Annotated in this window: 18 protein-coding genes; 2 read left to right on the top strand and 16 right to left on the bottom strand. The window is 75.9% G+C overall.

Going from position 1 to position 18,565, the window contains the following annotated elements; genetic code table 11:
* Nucleotides 1-104 precede the first annotated feature (104 nt).
* Nucleotides 105-2,003, bottom strand: a complete 1,899-nt coding sequence (locus ACYVG5_RS00780) for a helix-turn-helix domain-containing protein (RefSeq protein WP_460682891.1) — start codon at nucleotides 2,001-2,003, stop codon at nucleotides 105-107.
* 330 nt (nucleotides 2,004-2,333) lie between these two features.
* Here ACYVG5_RS00780 and ACYVG5_RS00775 point away from each other — a divergent pair, with 330 nt between their 5' ends.
* Nucleotides 2,334-3,347, top strand: coding sequence for an oxamate carbamoyltransferase subunit AllH family protein (locus ACYVG5_RS00775; protein ID WP_222045081.1), 1,014 nt, complete (start codon nucleotides 2,334-2,336; stop codon nucleotides 3,345-3,347).
* Between the two features lie 42 nt (nucleotides 3,348-3,389).
* On the opposite strand, the gene ACYVG5_RS00770 is transcribed toward ACYVG5_RS00775, so the two are convergent.
* The 12 genes from ACYVG5_RS00770 to def form a co-directional block, all read right to left on the bottom strand.
* A complete protein-coding gene (locus tag ACYVG5_RS00770) occupies nucleotides 3,390-3,848 on the bottom strand; it encodes an SSI family serine proteinase inhibitor (protein ID WP_222045079.1) in 459 nt (152 codons plus the stop codon).
* An 11-nt stretch (nucleotides 3,849-3,859) separates the two neighbouring features.
* A complete protein-coding gene (gene hisG, locus ACYVG5_RS00765) occupies nucleotides 3,860-4,723 on the bottom strand; it encodes an ATP phosphoribosyltransferase (RefSeq protein WP_222045077.1) in 864 nt (287 codons plus the stop codon).
* A gap of 98 nt (nucleotides 4,724-4,821) precedes the next feature.
* Nucleotides 4,822-5,085: a phosphoribosyl-ATP diphosphatase gene (locus ACYVG5_RS00760; protein ID WP_222045076.1), complete on the bottom strand. Its 264-nt coding sequence runs from the start codon at nucleotides 5,083-5,085 to the stop codon at nucleotides 4,822-4,824.
* Nucleotides 5,082-5,612, bottom strand: coding sequence for a 6,7-dimethyl-8-ribityllumazine synthase (ribH, locus tag ACYVG5_RS00755; protein WP_222045074.1), 531 nt, complete (start codon nucleotides 5,610-5,612; stop codon nucleotides 5,082-5,084). The genes ACYVG5_RS00760 and ribH overlap by 4 nt, the downstream gene beginning before the upstream one ends.
* Nucleotides 5,613-5,685: 73 nt before the next feature.
* On the bottom strand, nucleotides 5,686-6,981 hold the full coding sequence (locus ACYVG5_RS00750) for a bifunctional 3,4-dihydroxy-2-butanone-4-phosphate synthase/GTP cyclohydrolase II (protein ID WP_222045072.1): 1,296 nt from the start codon (nucleotides 6,979-6,981) through the stop codon (nucleotides 5,686-5,688).
* The gene (locus tag ACYVG5_RS00745; RefSeq protein WP_222045070.1) at nucleotides 6,978-7,610 is read right to left on the bottom strand and encodes a riboflavin synthase; all 633 of its coding nucleotides are present in this window, start codon (nucleotides 7,608-7,610) and stop codon (nucleotides 6,978-6,980) included. Before ACYVG5_RS00745 ends, ACYVG5_RS00750 begins: the two co-directional genes overlap by 4 nt.
* Nucleotide 7,611: 1 nt before the next feature.
* Nucleotides 7,612-8,685: a bifunctional diaminohydroxyphosphoribosylaminopyrimidine deaminase/5-amino-6-(5-phosphoribosylamino)uracil reductase RibD gene (gene ribD / locus ACYVG5_RS00740; RefSeq protein ID WP_460682890.1), complete on the bottom strand. Its 1,074-nt coding sequence runs from the start codon at nucleotides 8,683-8,685 to the stop codon at nucleotides 7,612-7,614.
* Nucleotides 8,682-9,350 carry a ribulose-phosphate 3-epimerase gene (rpe, locus tag ACYVG5_RS00735; protein WP_460682889.1) on the bottom strand — a complete coding sequence of 223 codons (669 nt, stop codon included), beginning with the start codon at nucleotides 9,348-9,350 and terminating at the stop codon, nucleotides 8,682-8,684. Before rpe ends, ribD begins: the two co-directional genes overlap by 4 nt.
* A gap of 280 nt (nucleotides 9,351-9,630) precedes the next feature.
* Nucleotides 9,631-10,128: a hypothetical protein gene (locus ACYVG5_RS00730; RefSeq protein WP_222045068.1), complete on the bottom strand. Its 498-nt coding sequence runs from the start codon at nucleotides 10,126-10,128 to the stop codon at nucleotides 9,631-9,633.
* A gap of 34 nt (nucleotides 10,129-10,162) precedes the next feature.
* The gene (locus ACYVG5_RS00725; protein ID WP_222045066.1) at nucleotides 10,163-11,563 is read right to left on the bottom strand and encodes an RsmB/NOP family class I SAM-dependent RNA methyltransferase; all 1,401 of its coding nucleotides are present in this window, start codon (nucleotides 11,561-11,563) and stop codon (nucleotides 10,163-10,165) included.
* The gene (gene fmt / locus ACYVG5_RS00720) at nucleotides 11,560-12,561 is read right to left on the bottom strand and encodes a methionyl-tRNA formyltransferase (protein WP_460682888.1); all 1,002 of its coding nucleotides are present in this window, start codon (nucleotides 12,559-12,561) and stop codon (nucleotides 11,560-11,562) included. The genes ACYVG5_RS00725 and fmt overlap by 4 nt, the downstream gene beginning before the upstream one ends.
* A complete protein-coding gene (gene def / locus ACYVG5_RS00715; protein ID WP_222045064.1) occupies nucleotides 12,486-13,043 on the bottom strand; it encodes a peptide deformylase in 558 nt (185 codons plus the stop codon). The genes fmt and def overlap by 76 nt, the downstream gene beginning before the upstream one ends.
* 62 nt (nucleotides 13,044-13,105) lie before the next feature.
* Here def and ACYVG5_RS00710 point away from each other — a divergent pair, with 62 nt between their 5' ends.
* Complete coding sequence (locus ACYVG5_RS00710) at nucleotides 13,106-13,594, top strand: hypothetical protein (RefSeq protein WP_222045062.1); 489 nt, start codon at nucleotides 13,106-13,108, stop codon at nucleotides 13,592-13,594.
* A 186-nt stretch (nucleotides 13,595-13,780) separates the two neighbouring features.
* Here the strand turns inward: ACYVG5_RS00710 and ACYVG5_RS00705 are convergent, their stop codons facing one another.
* The 3 genes from ACYVG5_RS00705 to coaBC form a co-directional block, all read right to left on the bottom strand.
* On the bottom strand, nucleotides 13,781-15,751 hold the full coding sequence (locus tag ACYVG5_RS00705; protein WP_460682887.1) for a primosomal protein N': 1,971 nt from the start codon (nucleotides 15,749-15,751) through the stop codon (nucleotides 13,781-13,783).
* A 95-nt stretch (nucleotides 15,752-15,846) separates the two neighbouring features.
* On the bottom strand, nucleotides 15,847-17,106 hold the full coding sequence (gene metK, locus ACYVG5_RS00700) for a methionine adenosyltransferase (RefSeq protein WP_222045060.1): 1,260 nt from the start codon (nucleotides 17,104-17,106) through the stop codon (nucleotides 15,847-15,849).
* A 112-nt stretch (nucleotides 17,107-17,218) separates the two neighbouring features.
* Nucleotides 17,219-18,469, bottom strand: coding sequence for a bifunctional phosphopantothenoylcysteine decarboxylase/phosphopantothenate--cysteine ligase CoaBC (gene coaBC / locus ACYVG5_RS00695; protein WP_222045058.1), 1,251 nt, complete (start codon nucleotides 18,467-18,469; stop codon nucleotides 17,219-17,221).
* Nucleotides 18,470-18,565 lie beyond the last annotated feature (96 nt).

Genomic DNA, 18,565 nt, shown 5'->3' with positions numbered 1-18,565 from the left:
GCAAGGGCCGAGCCGAGTAGCTCAGCGCTGAGGAACCGCACCGTGCCAGACCGCGCGTCGGCACCCGCGCGCGCGGCCCCGCCGTGGGGGCAGCAGGTCCTCGATCAGGCGAGCTGTTCGAGCCCGTCGTCGACGACCGTCGCGGCCACGTGCTCCAGCGGTGGGCGGTGCGAGGAGTCGAGCCCCCGCATGCGGGCGGCGTGCAGCGCCAGGAGCAGGTTCAGCCGCAGCGTCGGATCGGTGGTGAAGGGCCCGAGCATGCGCTCGAGCTTCCCGATCCGGTAGCGCATCGTGTTGTAGTGGAAGTGCAGCCGGCGGGCGGACTCGGCCACATTGAGGTTGGTCTCCAGCAGCACCCGCAGCGTCTCGCGCAGGTCGCTGGAGTCCGCGTCCGCCGATTCGGCCAGCGGGCCGAGCACCTCGTCGACGTAGGAACGCAGCTCGTTGCTGTCGGGGATCAGCGACAGCAGCCGGAACACCCCCAGCTGGTCGAAGTGGGTCACCGCGTGACCGCCGTGGATCTCCTGCCCGACCACCAGCGCCCGCTGGGCCTGCTGGTAGGCGTCGGCCAGCGCGGTCAGCGTCTCGGCCGGCCGGCCGATGCCGGTGCCCAGCAGCCGACCGACCCGCCGCAGCCGGCCGTTCACCCTGGCGGTGACCGCAGCGACCAGCCCGGAGATCTCCTCGGGCGTGCGCCCGTCCAGCGGTAGGACGGTGACGATCTCGGTGGACAGGCCCGCGACGGCGGCACCCGCGACCTCGGCGTCGACCGCTGCCCGCCAGCCGTCGGCCAGCCGGTCGAGCACGTCCAGTGCCCGGGTGGGGTCGCTGCCGGACTCCACGGTCTCGGTGGCGGTGACCAGGACGACGACCGGGCCGTCGAGCCGCCACCCGAAGGACCGCGTGTAGGCCAGCACCCGCTCGGTGTGCCGCACCGTGCCACCGACCAGCCGCCGCACCAGGTCACCCTGGAACCGCAGCTCCACCGAGTGCACCGCCGCGTGCCGGATCTCCGACAGCGCGGCGATGACCGCGGCCTGCTCGAGCACGACCCCGGCGCCCACCAGCATCGGGCCGTGCCGGTTCACCGCCACCAGCCAGCCGTGCCGCTGGTCGCCGGCCATGATCGGGGCGACCGCGTACTCCCCGACCCCGCCGGGTAGCTCGTGGTGGCCGGGCACCAGCAGGATGCCGTCGGCCGGCGACAGGTCGGCCCCGGCCAGCACGCTGGCCGGGGTGACCACGCTCTGGTCGGCCCGGTTGCCCGACAGCCGCCGGGAGGGGGTCAGGTCGGCGAAGGCGTCGTCCGCGGCGGCGTCGAGCAGCCACAGCCAGTCGCGGATCTCCTCGACGTCCTGGGCCGGACCGGCGCTGGTGGCCAGCTCCCGGTCGGGGCCGAGCCCGAGCACGGCCGCGCCGTCCAGGAACGTCGACACCTGACCGGTCACCTCGGCGAGCCCGCCACCGGACAGCGCGACGTCGATGAACTGGTTGTGCATCCGGTTGGCCAGGCTCAGCGCCTGGGTCTGCCGGCTGATGATCGCGCCGAGCACCTCCGCCACGACCTCGTCGAGCCGGGCGGTGGCCGGCAGGGCGAACACCGGGAAGCCGCGGCGGTCGGCCTCGGCGAGCAGTTCGGCCGGCAGCCCGGTGACGACGTCACCGGACGTGGACCGGTCTCCGGTGCGGTAGGCCAGCGCGGCACTGCCGCCGCGGTGCAGCCGCTCGACCAGCGCGCGGTAGTGCGCGGGATCGGCCTTCGGCAACGGGCCCGCGAGCATGATGAGGACGTCCGGCCCGGCGCCCCCGAGTGGATCGGCCGGGTCGTCGACGACCACGTGCCGCACCACGCGGCGTTCACCCGTCGCCCCGGCGACGATGACGGTGCCGGTCATGCCCGGCAGGGCGAGCACCTGCTCGACGGCCAGGCCCATGCTGTTCTGCAACGCGCTGCGGTCGGCCGGCGGGACCTGGGACAGCACCGGTTCGGTGGACGGTGGCACGGGACTCAACGTAGCCATCCGGTCGCGTTGCGCAAGGAAACTCACGGATGTGTCACGCTCAGTCACTCTACGTTCCCCCAAGTGCCACGACGGGACCTCCGTCGGATGGATTCTGTCAGACGTCCCTGGACGAGCACACCCATCCTTGGCGAGAATCGCCATACAGGGCCGGAGGACGCGCCATCTAGGTTCGTGTTCCGGCACTGGTCCGGGTCGGATGGTAGGGCGCTCCCGCGAGACGGGGGAGCCTCCCCGCCACCTGTGATCAGCTGACCGGGACGGGGCTGGCGGCATCTGCCTGCCCCGTCCACCGAAGGGGTGGGAGGCCGCATGCGCACCATCGACGGAGGCTCCGGCGGGCAGGGCGACGCCGGAGCGCAACGGACCGCACAGGGCGGGCGGGCCGCCCGGGCCGGCGTGCCCACCATCCCGCTGCCCCGCGAGTCCGCGGCGGCAGCCGCGGCCACCGGGGCGGCCCTCCGCACAGCGGGCCAGGTGGTTCCGGCGCAGGCCAGTACCGGCGTGGCCGACCTGCTTCGCGGGCCGGTCCGCGAGGCGCGCGTCCTGCTCTCGGCGCCTGCGGCGATCTACCTCACCGTGCAGACCCCGGCGGGGCCCGACGTCGTCGGCGTCCTCACGGCCGACGCCGCCCGGCTACCACTGGGCTGCGTGCTGTTCCGCCCCTCCAACGGCCGCCCCCTGGTGGCGGTGCCCAGCGGCGCACCGGCGCAGGTCGGCGGCGGCCGGGTCACCGTCGGCGACCTCACCGTGCGGGCCGCCGCCTGGTGGGATCCCCGCCCCAAGCTGCCCACTGCCCGTCCGGCACTGCTACCCGAGGGGGTCCGGCTGCTCCGCACCGCCGTCTACGGCGACGGCGTGCCGCACAGCGCCTTCACCCTCCCCGGGCTGCCCAGCGGCCCGAGCGGCCCGCTGGCCGCGCTGCGCGGGGCGGTCCGCCGGGCCGACCTCGATGCCGCGCTCCGCACCGCCACCCGGCTGGTCGGGCTGGGCCCGGGCCTCACCCCCGCCGGCGACGACGTGCTGGCCGGCACCACCGCGGGCCTGGTCCTGCTGGGTCACCCGGCGGCCGAGCGCTTCGGCGCCGGCGTCACCGGACTGGCCGCCGGCCGCACCACCGAGCTGTCCCGGGCGCTGCTGCGACACGCCGCAGCCGGCCGGGTGAGCGGCGAGTTCGCCGCCGTCCTCCGCGCCCTGGTCGGCGACGGCTCGCTGCCGCCGGCGATCGACGCCCTGCTGCGCACCGGCTCCACCAGCGGCCGGGCCCTGGCGCTGGGCCTGTGCACCGCGATCGACCTCGTCGACCGGACCACCCGCCCCCGCTGAACGGCGGGGGCCCGTCGCGCTGACGCCGACGGGCGCCCGCCGCTACCCGACCGGCCCGGGGAGCAGCGGGCCCAGCGCATCCCACTGGGAGATCCGGCACCCGTCGGTGCGCGACAGCGTCAGGTCCACCGGCTCCCCGCCCCACCGGCCGGTGACCCGGGCGGTCTGCGGGCCGCCGTACTGCTGGCTGCACATCACGTCGGCCGGCAGCGGCGCGAAGGGCTCGGACATCCGCTGCAGGTGCGTGCAGGCCGCCGCGGCGTCGGGCAGGTCGCCCTCGCCGGGCCCGGCGCAGGTCAGCGTGTACCGCTCCACCGGGCTGCCGGCGCCGCGGTCGATCTCGACCACCAGGTCGTTCTCCGGCCGGTCGGTGCCGGCGGGGACCCCGCCGGCCGTGCTGCCCGACGCGCAGCCGGCCAGCACGGCCAACGGCAGGAGCAGCAGTCCCACGATGGCCCCGTTGCGGCGCCCCACCGCGAACCTGCGCGTGGTGGGGGGCATCGGGGCCTTCCTCAGATGCGGCAGGCGTGGATGCTGGTGACCAGGATGGCGCGGGCGCCGAGCTCCCAGAGCTCGTCCATCACCCGGTTGGTGTCGCTCTGCCGCACCATCGCACGCACCGCCGACCAGCCCTCGGTCTGCAGCGGGCTCACCGTCGGGCCCTCGAGGCCCGGGGTCATCGCGGTCGCCTCGGCGAGGATGTCGTTGGGGCAGTCGTAGTCGAGCATCACGTACTGGCGGGCCACCAGGACCCCCCGCAGCCGGCGACGTAGCTGGGCGACCGCGGGGATCTCCTCGGCGCCGGCCCGGCGGACCAGGATCGCCTCGCTGGCGAGCACGGGCTCGCCGATGATCCGCAACCCGGCCGCCCGCAGCGTCGTCCCGGTCTCGACGACGTCGCAGACCGCGTCGGCCACGCCCAGCCGGCAGGCGGTCTCCACCGCGCCGTCCAGCTTCACCACGGTGGCCTTGATGCCGGTCTCGTCCAGATACCGCTCCAGCAGGCCCGGGTACGCCGTGGCGATCCGGGTGCCCGCCAGCCGCTCGGGCCCGTCGATGGCTGAGTCCGCCGGCGCGGCGAAGCGGAACGAGGACCGGCCGAAGCCCAGCGGCATGACCTCGGCCGCGGCGCCGACCCCGTCGGGCGGCGTGGTCTCCAGCAGCATGTCCCGGCCGGTGATGCCGACGTCGAGGGTCCCGGCGGCCACGTAGACGGCGATGTCCCGCGGGCGCAGGTAGAAGAACTCGGTGTCGCTGTCCGGGTCGTAGACCGCGAGGTCCTTGGTGCTGCGCCGCTGCCGGTAGCCGCTCTCGGCCAGCATCGCCGCGGCCGGCTCGCTCAGGACACCCTTGTTGGGCACGGCCACGCGCAGCACGTTGTTGCTCCTTCGGGTGACGGGCGGCTATGGCCCCGCTGCAGGGGCCCCGCCGCGAGCTCGCGAGCGGTGGGGGGCAGCGGGGTCCTTCTACTTTTTCAGAGGTGAGCGTAGACGTCCTGCAGCGTCAGGCCGCGGGCCAGCATCAGCACCTGCACCCGGTAGAGGAGCTGGCTGATCTCCTCCGCCGTCCGCTCCTCGCCCTCGTGCTCGGCCGCCATCCACGACTCGGCGGCCTCCTCGACCACCTTCTTGCCCGCCGCGTGCACGCCGTCCCGGACGGCGGTCACCGTCCCGGACGCCTGGTCACCGGCGGCCACCTTCTCGGTGAGCTCGGCGAACAAGCTGTCGAACGTCTTCACGCGCCGGGCCCCCGGGTACTGAACGGCATGGCCTGGAAACCTGTCGTCCGCTCGGGGCCCCGCAGGTCGCGCAGCACCAGCGCGGTGGCCAGCGCGGCGGCCGTGGCCTCCCAGCCCTTGTCCTCGGCCGACTCGTCCATGCCGGCGCGGTCCCGGGCCTGCTGCTCGCCCTCGGTGGTCAGCACACCGTTGCCCACCGGGGTGGCGGCATCCAGCGACACCCGGGTGAGCCCGGCGGTCACCGAGTCGCAGACGTACTCGAAGTGCGGCGTGCCGCCGCGGACGACCACGCCCAGCGCGACGACGGCGTCGTGGGTGCTCGCCAGCGCCTGGGCGACGACCGGCAGTTCGATCGCACCCGGCACCCGGACCACGGTGGGCTCGGCCACCCCCGAGGCCTGCGCGCAGGCCAGGGCCCGCGCCAGCAGGGAATCGGTGATGTCGGCGTGCCAGCTGGCGGCCACGATGCCCAGGGTCAGCCCCGAGGCGTTGACCGGCTCCTGACGGGGAGCTCCTCCGCCACTCATGAGATCTCCTCGCTGGCGCTCGTCGACCACATTCGTGACACTGCTGCGCTCATGAATTCGCTCGCAAGCTCGCTCATACGGGCTGCTCGTCGTGGCGCATCGGGATGTCGCTCCCCTGGCCGGCCGGGTGGCCGTCCGGCTCGATGATCTCCAACAGGTGTCCCATCCGGTCGCGCTTGGTGCGCAGGTAGCCGACGTTCTCGGGCGTGACGTGCGTCGGCAGCGCGACACGACCGGTGATCTTCAGACCGTAGCCCTCCAGCCCGGCGCGCTTGGCCGGGTTGTTGGTGAGCAGCCGCATCGTGTGCACGCCCAGGTCGACCAGGATCTGCGCACCGGTGCCGTAGTCGCGGGCGTCGGCGGGCAGCCCCAGGTCCAGGTTGGCGTCGACGGTGTCCACGCCGGCGTCCTGCAACTGGTAGGCCTGCAGCTTGTGCAGCAGGCCGATGCCGCGGCCCTCGTGGCCGCGGATGTAGAGCACCACGCCCCGGCCCTCCTGGGCGACCGCGGCCAGCGCGGCGTCCAGCTGCGGGCCGCAGTCGCAGCGCAGCGAGCCGAAGACGTCGCCGGTCAGGCACTCGGAGTGCACCCGGACCAGCACGTCGTCGCCGCTGGAGATGTCGCCGTAGACGAAGGCCACGTGCTCGCGGTCGTCGTAGGAGCTGCGGTAGCCCACGGCGGTGAACTCCCCGGGCCGCAGCGGCACGCGGGCCTCGGCGACCCGCTCGACGAGCTTGTCGAAGCGCTTGCGGTAGGCGATCAGATCGGCGATCGAGACCATCACCAGGTCGTGCTCGTCGGCGAACACCCGCAGCTCGTCGCCGCGGGCCATGCCGGTCGGGTCCTTCTCGCTGACCACCTCGCACAGCGTGCCCGAGGGGCGCAGCCCGGCCAGCACGGCCAGGTCGACGGCGGCCTCCGTGTGCCCGGGCCGGCGCAGCACGCCGCCGTCCCTGGCCCGCAGCGGCACGATGTGCCCGGGCCGCGCCAGGTCGACCGACGCGGTCTCGGCCGAGGCCAGCAGCCGGATGGTCGCCGCCCGGTCGAAGGCGGAGATGCCCGTGGTGACGCCCTCGCGGGCGTCGACGGTGACCGTGTAGGCGGTGCCGCGGCGGTCCTGGTTGACCCGGAACATCGGCGGCAGATCCAGCCGGTCGGCGTCGGCCTCGGTGACCGCGACGCAGATGTAGCCCGAGGTGTACCGGACCATGAAGGCGACCAGCTCGGGCGTCGCGAGCTCGGAGGCGAAGATCAGGTCGCCCTCGTTCTCCCGGTCCTCGTCGTCGATCACGACGACCGGCCGGCCGTCCTTGATCGCGGCGATCGCGCTCTCGATCGAGTCCAGCTGCTCCAGGTGCGAGCCGGTCATGAACGTGCCCCCAACAGTCGTTCGACGTACTTGGCGATGACGTCCACCTCCAGGTTGACCCGGTCACCGGGGGCTCGCTCGCCCAGGGTGGTCTCGCGCAGGGTGGTGGGGATGAGACTGACCTCGAACCACGGCGGTGTCGGGTCGCCCGCCCCGCCCCCGGCCAGCGCGCTGACGGTGAGCGAGACGCCGTCCACGGTGATCGAGCCCTTCTCCACCACGTAGCGGGCGAGGTCGGCCGGAACGGAGATCCGCACGACCTCCCAGTGTTCCCCGGGCGTGCGCGAGACCACGGTGCCCACGCCGTCGACGTGCCCCTGCACCAGGTGCCCGCCCAGCCGGGTCTGCACGGTGACGGCGCGCTCCAGGTTGACCCGGTCGCCGCAACCCACGGCATCCAGGCTGCTGCGGCGCAGCGTCTCGGCCATCACGTCGGTGCTCCACACGCCGGTGCCGTCCGACCCGGGCTCGACGCCGGTGACGGTCAGGCACACGCCGTTGACCGCGATCGAGTCGCCGAGGGCGACACCGTCGACGGCCTTGCGGGCCCGGATGCGCAGCACGGCGCTGTCGCCCGCCTCCTGGCGGACGACGAGGGTGCCGACCTCTTCCACGATGCCGGTGAACACGTCAGCTCCCTCCTCCGGTCGGGACCGCCGCTGCGGTCCTGCCACCAGTGTGCCGGGTGGGCCGCAACCTGACCTGCACGTCCCCGCCCATCAGGGTGACGTCGACGACCTGCAGGTGCAGCGCCCCGCCCATCGTGGGAATTCCCAGGTCGCCGACGAGCGAGGGACCCGCGCCCAGCAGCTGGGGCGCCAGGTGCACCACGACCTCGTCGACCAGCCCCGCCCCGAGGACGGCGGCGGCCAGCGTGGGCCCACCCTCCAGCAGTACCCGCCGGACATCGCGGTCGAACAGCTCGGCCAGCAGCGCTGCGGGCGTCGCCGCCCGGCTGACCAGCGTACGGGCGGCGTCGTCCAGCACCCGGGCGGTGGCGGGCAACCGGCCGCGCCGGTCCAGCACCACGCGCAGCGGCTGCCGCTCGGCCGGGCGCCCCTCGGCGTCGCGCACGGTCAGCTGCGGATCGTCGGTGAGGGCGGTGCCCGAGCCGACCAGCACCGCGTCGCAGGTGGCGCGCAGCCGGTGCACCTCGGCCCGGGCCTGCGGCCCGGTGATCCAGCGGCTGGTGCCGTCGGCGGCGGCGACCCGGCCGTCGAGGGTGGCGGCCACCTTCCACACGACCTGCGGCCGGTGTTCCCGGACGCCGGTGAGCCAGGCGCCGAGCGCGCCCGCTTCCGCCGCGGCCTGCTCCACCCCCAGCTCGACGTCGACCCCGGCTGCCCGCAGCCGGGTCGCGCCGCCACCGGCCAGCTGCGTGGGCTCGGGGACGGCGACGACCACCCGGGCGACCCCGGCGGCCAGCAGGGCGTCGGCGCACGGGCCGGTGCGACCGGTGTGCGCGCACGGCTCGAGCGTGACGACGGCGGTGCCGCCGCGGGCGCGCTCGCCGGCCTGGGCCAGGGCGTGCACCTCGGCGTGCGCGCCGCCCGGCGGCGAGGTCGCCCCCTCCCCCGCGATCCGGCCGGCGGCGTCCAGGACGACGGCGCCCACCGCCGGGTTCGGGCTGGTGCTGCCCAGCACGCGCGCGCCCAGCTCGCGGGCCCGGGCCATCGCGGTCCGCTCGGCAGCGGACGGGCTCACCCGCGCACGCCGGCGGCCTGCGCCCGCAGCGCGGCGATCGCGGCCGCGGGGTCGTCGGCGCCGTAGACCGCGGACCCGGCGACGAACACGTCCGCGCCGGCCTGCGCGGCCGCCTCGATGGTGTCGGCGTTGATGCCGCCGTCGACCTCGAGGAACAGCGTCAGGTGGCCGCTGTCGACCAGCCGGCGGGCCTCGCGGACCTTGGGCAGCACCTCGGACATGAACGACTGGCCGCCGAAGCCGGGCTCGACGGTCATCACCAGCAGGGTGTCGAAGTAGGGGAGCACGTCGAGGTAGGCCTCCAGCGGCGTGCCCGGCTTGATCGCCAGCCCGGCCAGGGCACCGGCGGCCCGCAGGTCGCGGGCGACGGCGCGGGGGTCGCGGCAGGCCTCGGCGTGCACGGTGACGTTGCGGGCGCCGGCCTCGGCGTAGCCCGGCGCCCAGCGCTCGGGGGCCTCGATCATCAGGTGACAGTCCAGCGGCACCGGGCTGACCGCCTGGATCGCCTGGACGACGGGCAGGCCCAGGGTCAGGTTCGGCACGAAGTGGGCGTCCATGACGTCGACGTGCAGCCAGTCGGCGTCGGCGACCCGCTGCACCTCGTCGGCCAGGCGGGCGAAGTCGGCGGACAGCAGACTGGGCGCGATCATCGGTTCCCTGGCCACCGGATGATCGTAGGGCCCGGGCGGCGGGCCTCCCGACCCGGTCGACGCACCGTCGTGACGCCCGTCACGGCGGTGCGGAACAGCGGCTGCATCGCCCGCAGCTCACCCCGCCGCGACGCTGGTCAGCGGGGTCGCGGGCGCCCTCCGCCGGTGGGGCGGCGGCGGGAGCTGGTGCTCGCTCCATCCCGGCCACGGCCGACCGAGGACCACCGGCCCGACGAGCATGCCCCCGACGGTCGGCAGGCGTGGCGAGCCGGGCTGATCCGTCGCGCCCGGCGGCTCACGGCAGGTCCGGTAGCGCGGACCAGTCGTCCCAGCTGATGTCCCGGCCCACCAGCCGGGCACGGCGCAGCGGCCATTCCGCGGCGAGCCAGCGGGGCACCAGCTCGTCCAGGGCCCGCTCGACGTCGCTGCCCACCAGCCGGTCGACCACCCACCAGGAGACCTCGGCGTCGGCACCGCCGGTCTTCTCCGGCGGATCGATGTACACGCACCCCAGCAGCTCGGTCTCCGCCGGGTCGAACAACCCGTACAGGAAGCTCGCGTGCGCGGCGATGTCCCGCTCGTGGTGGGCGAGGTCCGCGCGGTCCTGCGCGGGCGTCATCGTGGCCGGCGGCCACCCCCACGCGCGGCCGTAGATCGACCACAGCCGCTCCCGGGAACCCATCACCGCCGGGAAGTCGATCCCGGTGTCCGCCGCGCCCATCGGCCGCAGGTGCTCACCGGTCGGCAGATCGGCGCGGAGCGGGTGGACGAAGTCGTCGGGCAGCCACGGCACAGCGTCGGAAGCTAGCGCCCCGCCCCGCCGCCGGCTACCGGGTGCGGCGCAGCAGCGCGATGAACATCGCGTCGGTGCCGTGCCGGTGCGGCCACAGCTGCCCGTACCCGCCGCGGGCCAGCCCCGGCAGCTCGGGGAACAGCGGGGCCACCGGCAGCACCTCCACGTCCTCCCGCCCGGCCGCCGCGCCCACCACGTCGACGGTCTCGGCGGTGTGCGGGGAGCAGGTCACGTAGGCGACCACTCCCCCGGGCCGGACCGCTGCCAGCGCGCTGTCCAGCAGCGCCCGCTGCAGGTCGGCCAGCGGGGCGACGTCGGCGGCAGTGCGCCGCCAGCGGACCTCGGGACGGCGACGCAGCGCGCCCAGCCCGGTGCACGGGGCGTCGAGCAGCACCCGGTCGAAGGAGCCGGCCGGCCAGTCCGGCGCGGTGCCGTCGACGACCCGGACGTCGACGTCGGCGTTCCCGGCCAGCGCCGAGCGGACCAGTTCGGCCCGGTGCTCGGCCCGGTCGGCCGCGGTCAGGTGCACGCCGCCGGGACGCACGGCGGCCAGCAGCGCAGCCTTGCCACCGGGGCCGGCACACATGTCCAGCCAGGCGGTGTCCGGACCGTCGAGCGGCACCCGGGCCAGCGCGAGCGCGGCCAGTTGGCTGCCCTCGTCCTGCACGGCGGCGTCGCCGGAGCGCACCGCACCGATCCGGCCGGGGTCGCCGCCGGCCAGCCGCACCGCGTACGGCGACCAGGGGCCCGGCTCGCCCCCGGACTCGGCCACCAGCTCGTCCCGGCCGACCCGCCGGGCGACCAGGTGCACCTCGGGGGCGGCGTCGTCGGCGAGCAGCGCAGCCTCCACCTCGGCGGGATCGTCCAGGGCGTCGCGCCAGGCGTCGACGATCCAGCGGGGATGGTCGGTGGTCAACGCGAGCCGGGAGTCCTCGTCCGCCGGGGCCAGGGCGGCCACCCAGGCGTCCCGGTCGCCGCCGGCGGCCACCTTGCGCAGCACCGCGTTCACCAGGCCGGAGGCGCCGGTGCCGACGATCGCCCGGGTGAGGGCGACGGTGGTGTCGACCGCGGCGTGCGCCGGCACCCGCAGGTCGATCAGCTGGTAGGCGCCCAACCGGAGCAGGTCGAGCACCCGCGGGTCGAGCTCGGCCAGCGGCCGGGACACCAGCGTGGACAGCACCGCGTCCAGGGTGCCGGTGGCCCGCAGCGCGCCGTAGGCCAGCTGGGTGGCGAAACCGGCGTCGCGCGGCTCCAGCTGCCGCTCGCGCAGCAGCTGGGGCAGCAGCAGGTTGGCGTAGGCCGCACGGCTGGTCACGCCGTCCAGCACGTCGTAGGCGGTGAGCCGCGCGCCGTCCAGGACGGGACGGTGCCGCCGCTGCGGCGGGCGCTGGTTGCCCGGGCCCCGGCCCGGTCCGCGCCGTGGTGGCTGGCTCATGCGCCCAACCTCTCCCCCGGTGCCGGCCGGGCGCCGCGCGCCCAGTCGGCGGCACCGAGCATCCGCTTTCCGGCCGGCTGCACCTGCCCGAGGCGGACGCCGCCGCGCCCGGTGCCCACGAACACTCCGTCCGGTCCGACCGCCAGTTCCCCGGGCGCCAGCTCCGGGGCGCCGGCCTCGGGCCGGACCGGGCCCAGCCGCAGCCGATCGCCGCGCCAGGTCGTCCAGGCGCCGGGAGCGGGGGTGACCCCGCGGACCCGCCGATCGACCACGTGCGCGGGCAGGCTCCAGTCGACGCGGGCGTCGGCGGTCTCGATCCGCGGCGCCAGGCTGACCCCCTCCGCCGGCTGCGGCTCGGGGACGAGCGTGCCTGCCCCGACGCCGTCCAGGGTGGCCACCAGCAGGCGGGCGCCGCTGACCGCGAGCCGGTCGAGCAGGTCGCCGGCGGTGTCGGTGCGGCCGATCGGCTCGGTCACGACGCCGTACACCGGACCGGTGTCCAGCCCGGCCTCGAGCCGGAACGTCGCGGCGCCGGTCACCTCGTCACCGGCCATGATCGCGTGCTGCACGGGCGCGGCGCCGCGCCAGGCGGGCAGCAGCGAGAAGTGCAGGTTGATCCAGCCGTGCCTCGGGACGCCGAGGGCTGCCGGCGGCACCAGCGCGCCGTAGGCCACCACGGGCGCGCAGTCGACGTCGAGGGCGGCGAGCTGCTCGAGGAAGTCCGGGTCCCGCGGCGAGCGGGGCTGGAGCAGCGGGATGCCGGCGGCGTCGGCGCGCTCGGCCACCGGGGACCGGCTGGTCTTCCGCCCCCGCCCCGACCGCGAGTCCGGCCGGGTCAGGACGGCGACCACCTCGTGCTCGGAGGCCAGCAGCGCCTCGAGCGCGACGACGGCCGGCGCCGGGGTGCCGGCGAACAGGAGCCTCAGTGCGGGCTCACCTTCACCACGGGCGCCGGAAGCGGCTCGCCCGACGGGAGCCAGGCCTGCTCTCCCTGCCACGCGGCGTCCTGCAGCACCGCGAGCGCGGCGGCCCGGGCCTCGGCGTCCAGCCGGTCGACGAACAGCACGCCGTCGAGGTGGTCGGTCTCGTGCTGGATGGCGCGGGCCAGCTTGTGCGAGCCCTCCACCCGGATCGGCTCGCCGTGCATGTTCCAGCCGGTGGCGGCCACGTACAGGTGCCGACGGCAGTCGAACCGGAAGCCCGGGATGGACAGGCAGCCCTCGGCGTCCTCCTCGGTCTCCTCGCCCACCGGCGTCACGTCGGGGTTGACCAGGTGGCCGACCTCGCCATCGACGTACCAGGTGAACACCCGCAGCCCGACACCGATCTGCGGCGCGGCGATGCCGGCGCCGCCGGCGGCGTGCATGGTGTCGGTCAGGTCGGCGACCAGCTGCCGCAGCTCGGCGTCGAAGTCGACGACGGGGGCGGCCGGGGCGCGCAGCACCGGGTCGCCCATGATCCGGATCGGGGTCACGCTCACCGGACGATCCTAGGCGGCGCGCGCACGGGGCCGGCGGGCCGCACCTGGCTAGGGTGCGGGGCATGGCCCCGCACCTCCGCCATCGCCTGCGCGCCCTCCTCAGCAGCCTCGTCGACGGGCTCCTCGTCGGCGGCGCCGAGGCAGCGCTGGATCTCCCCGCCCGGTCCCGGCAGCGCGCCACCGTCTACGCGGGGCTGCTCGCCGTCACCTGCGCCGACATGCTGGTCAAGGAGCTGCCCACGCTGCGCCGGATGGCCCGCGGGCTACCTTCCGAACCGGCGCCGGCGTCCGACACCACCGCGGCGATGGCGTCGGGGCTGGTCTGTGGCGCGTGGGGGCTGGCCGTGACCGTCGTGGACGGGCCCGCGGCACGGGCGCTGTCCCGCCGCGGTTCCCGGCACCCGCACCTGCTGCTCGGTGCGCTGGCCGGGGTGGCGACCGCCCTGTCGACGCTGCCGATCTGGTGGGAGCGGGCCGCCGCCCGCGCCGCCGCCGACGACGCGTCCGAGGCCCTGGACCGCGAGCTCGAGGCACTGCTGTCCGAGAGCTGAGCACATCGCGACCCTGCGGGCCGCCCGCTGCCCAAGAGAGGCACCTGACCGGACACGGCCGCCGACGCCAGTCGGCTCCGGAGGGCCGGCGCGGGGCCGGAGGCTCCCGCCGGCACTGCGGGCAACGGCTCTGCGGCGGCCGGGGACGGCTCATGGCCGCGGTGCGGCCCGAAGGGTCGCCATGTGCTACGCGAGGTCCAGCGGGTCCAGCTCGACGCGCACGTGCTCGTTCGCCTTGCGCGCGCTGCGCACCCCCTGCACGTCGTGCAGCGCGCGGGCCAGCGCCGCTCCCTGCGTGCGCGGCACCCGCACCAGGTAGCGCTCGCGCTCGTCGTCCGGCCCCGCACCGGGCGCCCCGGCACCCGGTCGCGGTGGTTCGGGCACCGGGCCCAGCACGTCGGCGCCCTCGGGCAGCCGCAGGGCGCCCAGGAAGTCGGCCAGCGCCGCCGGGGACGCCGACAGGGCGGCGATCCGGGTGACCGGCGGGAAGCCCAGCTCCCGCCGGTCGGCGAGCTCACGGGCCGCCAGCCCGGCCGGGTCCCAGCGCACCAGCGCCTGGACCACCGGATGCCCGGCGTCCGCGGCCACCACCACCTGCCCGCCGGAGCGGACCAGCGAGGCGGCGTTCGCCCACCGGCGCATCGTCTCCTCCCCGGCGCGCAGGTCGGCGCGGCCGAGCAGCGCCCAGGCGTCCAGCAGCAGCGCGGCGCCGTAGCCGCCCTCGGCGACCGGCTCCGCGCCGGGCGTCGCGACCACCAGCGCGGGACCGGGTGGAACGGTGGCCAGCACGCCCGAGCCCCGGCCGGACATCCGGACGACGACCCCCGCGAAGGCCCGGCCCAGCTCCTCCGCGGTGCGGGCCGAGCCGACCACCGAAGCGCGCAGCCGGGTGCCCGAGCAGTGCGGGCAGCAGAAGCCGGCCGCCGGGCGGGCACACCAGCGGCAGGCCGCCACCCGGGAGCCACCGGCGCCGGATGTCGCGGACACGCCGAGCGGCCCGGCGCAGTGGGTGCAGCGGGCCGGCGCACGGCACCGCTCGCAGGACAGCCCGGGCGCGTACCCGGCGCGGGGCACCTGGACGAGCACCGGGGTGCCCGCCGCCAGCGCCTCCCGGGCCACCCGGAAAGCGAGGCTGGGCAGCCGGGCGCTGCGGGCTGCCGGATCCCGCGCCTGCTCGAACTCGTCGCCGACGGCCTGCACGCGCGGCGCGGCTGCACGCAGCGTGGCCCGGTCGGCCACCAGCTCGTGCGCCCAGCCGGACTCGACGAGCAGCGCGGCCTCTGCGGTCCGGGCCGTTCCGGCGACCACCGCCGCGCAGGAGGCCAGGTGGGCTCGGTGCACCAGCACGTCGCGGGCGTGCGGATAGGGGGCGCGGGGCTCGGCGTGCAGATCGTCGCCGTCGTCCCAGATCACCACCAGACCCAGGTCCCGGACCGGGGCGAGCACCGCACCACGGGTGCCGAGCACCACCTGGGCGCTGCCGCGCGAGGCGGACAGGAAGCGGGCGTACCGGGTGTCGGGTGCCGAGTCGGCGCGCAACACGGCGACGGAGCCGGGCGGCAGCAGCCGCTCGGCGGCGGCCGCCAGCCGATCGAGGTCCTTGCCGTCGGGCACCACCAGCAGCGCGCCGCGGCCGCCGGACAGCGCCGCCTGGGCCAGCTCGGCCAGCCGGGTCGGCCAGTCCTCGGCCGGCAGCGCCGTCCAGACCGCCCGGGCCGGGCGTCCCTCGGCGACCGCGGTCAGCAGCGCGGCACCGGTCGGGTAGCGGCCGAAGCCGGCCGGGTCGGGTGCGGGCGGCGGGGCCGGGCGGTCGGCGACCGGTCGCTTCTCCGGCGCGGCCCGGCGCGGCGGCAGCGCCAGCCGCAGCACGTCGGTCATGGAGCCCGCGTACCGGTCGGCCACCGAGCGGGCGAGCGCGGCGACCTCGGGGGTGAGCACCTGCTCACCGGAGACCAGCTTGGCCAGCGGCGCCAGCTTGCCGGTGTGCTCGGTCGTGTCGGCGAGCTCCAGGACGAACCCGTCGACCAGCTTCCCGGCGAAGCGCACCCGCACCCGGCAGCCGGCACGCACGTCGGCGACCAGCTCGTCGGGCACCGCGTAGTCGAAGGGCCGGTCCAGGTGGGCCAGGGGCACGTCGACGACGACCCGGGCGATCACCAACGCTCCAGTCCGTCGTTGCTATCGCGTGGAACGGCCCCTCTGCAGGGGCCCGCGCCGAGCTCGCGAGGCGTGGGGGGCAGAGGGGTCCTTCCTCAGTGGGACGAGGAGCCGGGCGCCTGGGGGCCGAACTCAGCGCGCAGTGCCTCGACGCGGTCCAGCCGCTCCCAGGGCAGGTCGAGGTCGGTGCGGCCGAAGTGACCGTAGGCCGCCGTCGGGGCGTAGATCGGGCGGAGCAGGTCCAGGTCGCGGACGATCGCGCCGGGGCGCAGGTCGAACACCGCGCCGATCGCCTTCTCCAGCGCCTCCTCGGGCACCGTGTTGGTGCCGAAGGTCTCGACGAACAGGCCCACCGGGTGCGCCGCACCGATCGCGTAGGCGACCTGCACCTCGCAGCGGCGGGCCAGCCCGGCCGCGACGACGTTCTTGGCCACCCAGCGCATGGCGTAGGCGCCGGACCGGTCGACCTTCGACGGGTCCTTGCCGGAGAACGCGCCGCCGCCGTGCCGGGCCATGCCGCCGTAGGTGTCGACGATGATCTTGCGTCCGGTCAGGCCGGCGTCGCCCATCGGGCCGCCGATGACGAACTTGCCGGTGGGGTTGACCAGCAGCCGGTAGCCCGTGGTGGGCAGCCCGAGCGCGGCGAGCTCCGGCTCGACGACGAGCTCCTGCACGTCGGGCGCCAGCAACGTCTCGATCGAGATGTCCTCCGCGTGCTGGGAGGAGACGACCACGGTGTCGACGGCGACCGGCCGGTCGTCCTCGTAGACCACGGTGACCTGGGTCTTCCCGTCGGGCCGCAGGTAGGGCACCGACCCGTCCTTGCGCACCGCGGACAGCCTCTTGGACAGCCGGTGGGCGAGCGCGATCGGCAGCGGCATCAGCTCGGGGGTCTCGTCGGTGGCGTAGCCGAACATCAGGCCCTGGTCACCGGCGCCCTGCTTGTCGATCAGGTCCTCGGCGATCGCCGCCCGCACCTCGGCGTTCCGGTCCGGGTCGGCGAGCCCGCCGGTTCGGGCCTCGTAGGCGATGTCCACGCCCTGGGCGATGTCCGGGGACTGGGCGCCGAGGGAAACGCTCACCCCGCAGGAGGCGCCGTCGAAGCCCTTGCGGGAGGAGTCGTAGCCGATCCGCAGCACCGTCTTGCGCACGATGTCGGCGATGTCGACGTAGCCGGAGGTGGTCACCTCACCGGCGATGTGCACCTGCCCGGTGGTGATCAGGGTCTCGACGGCGACCCGGCTGCGCGGGTCCTGCGCCAGCATCGCGTCGAGGATGGAGTCGCTGATCTGGTCGGCGATCTTGTCGGGGTGGCCCTCGGTCACCGACTCGGAGGTGAAGAGACGGCGTGGCACTGGGTTCTCCCTGCGTCGGTCGACAGCGGCGGTGGGCCGGGGCCCGGTCGTTGACGGTACCGGTGCCCGCCGTCGGCCCGCCCGGTCGCATCGACTCCCGGTGGACGACGGGTCAGCCGGCGGGTGGGGCCGCGGCGGGCAGCCGGCCGACGACGGCGTCCCAGATGCCCGCGGCCACGGCGTCCTTGCGCCCGGACGGGACCGCGGTGGTGCTGCCGTCGGCGCCGAGCACGGTGACCTCGTTGTCGCTGTGCCCGAACACCTGACCGGCCGAGACGTCGTTGACCACCAGCACGTCCACGCCCTTGCGGGCCAGCTTCGCCCGCGCGTGGGCGAGCACGTCGCCCTCGGCATCGCCGGTCTCGGCGGCGAAGCCGACGACCAGCTGACCGGCCGGACGCGCGCTGACCAGCTCGGCAAGGACGTCGGCGTTGCGGACCAGCGCGACCGAGCTGGGCTCCGCGGCGCTGCCCTTCTTCAGCTTCGTGTCCGCCACCGTCGCCGGCCGGAAGTCGGCCACCGCGGCGGTCATCACGACCGCGTCGGCGGGCCGGGAGCCGTCGACCCCGGCGCACTCGGCGTGCATCGCCGCGCGCAGCTCTTCCGCCGTCCCGACCGGGACCGTGCGCACGCCGAACGGCGCGGGATCCGCCACGTTGGCGGCGACCAGCACCACCTCGGCGCCGCGGGCGGCGGCGACCCGGGCCAGCGCCCAGCCCTGCCGCCCCGACGAGCGGTTGCCCAGGTACCGCACCGGGTCCAGCGGCTCCCGGGTGCCACCGGCGCTGACCACCACCCGCCGGCCGCCGAGGTCGGGCGCCAGCGCCGCGGCACCACCGGAGAGCACCACCGACAGCAGCGCGGCGACGTCGGCGGGCTCGGGGAGCCGCCCGGGCCCCGAGTCGGGTCCGGTGAGCCGGCCGACCGCCGGCGGCAGGACCACCGAGCCGCGGCGGCGCAGCGTCGCCACGTTGTCCTGGGTCGCGGAGTGCAGCCACATCTCGGTGTGCATGGCCGGCACGAAGACGACGGGTGCGTGCGCGGTGAGCAGGGTGGCGGTGAGCAGGTCGTCGGCGCGGCCGGCCGCGGCCCGGGCCAGCAGGTCGGCGGTGGCCGGGCAGACCACCACCAGGTCGGCGGTCTGGCCGATCCGGACGTGGGCCACCTCCGGGACGTCGTCCCAGACCTCGGTGCTCACCGGGTGGCCGGACAATGCCTCGAAGGTCGCCGCGCCCACGAAGCGCAGCGCCGAGGCGGTCGGCACGACGCGAACGTCGTGCCCGGCCTCGGTGAGCTCCCGCAGCAGCAGCGCGGACTTGTACGCGGCGACGCCGCCACCCACGCCCAGCACGATCCGGCTCATGCGACCCATCCTCCCCCAGGCGCGACGAAGCCCCCGGCAGCTGCCAGGGGCGTCATCACAACGGGCGGGACAGCCGGTGGCAACGCCACCAGCCGT

The organism is Modestobacter lapidis, assembly GCF_054780755.1.
This window is presented reverse-complemented; position numbering and strand designations above follow the sequence as displayed.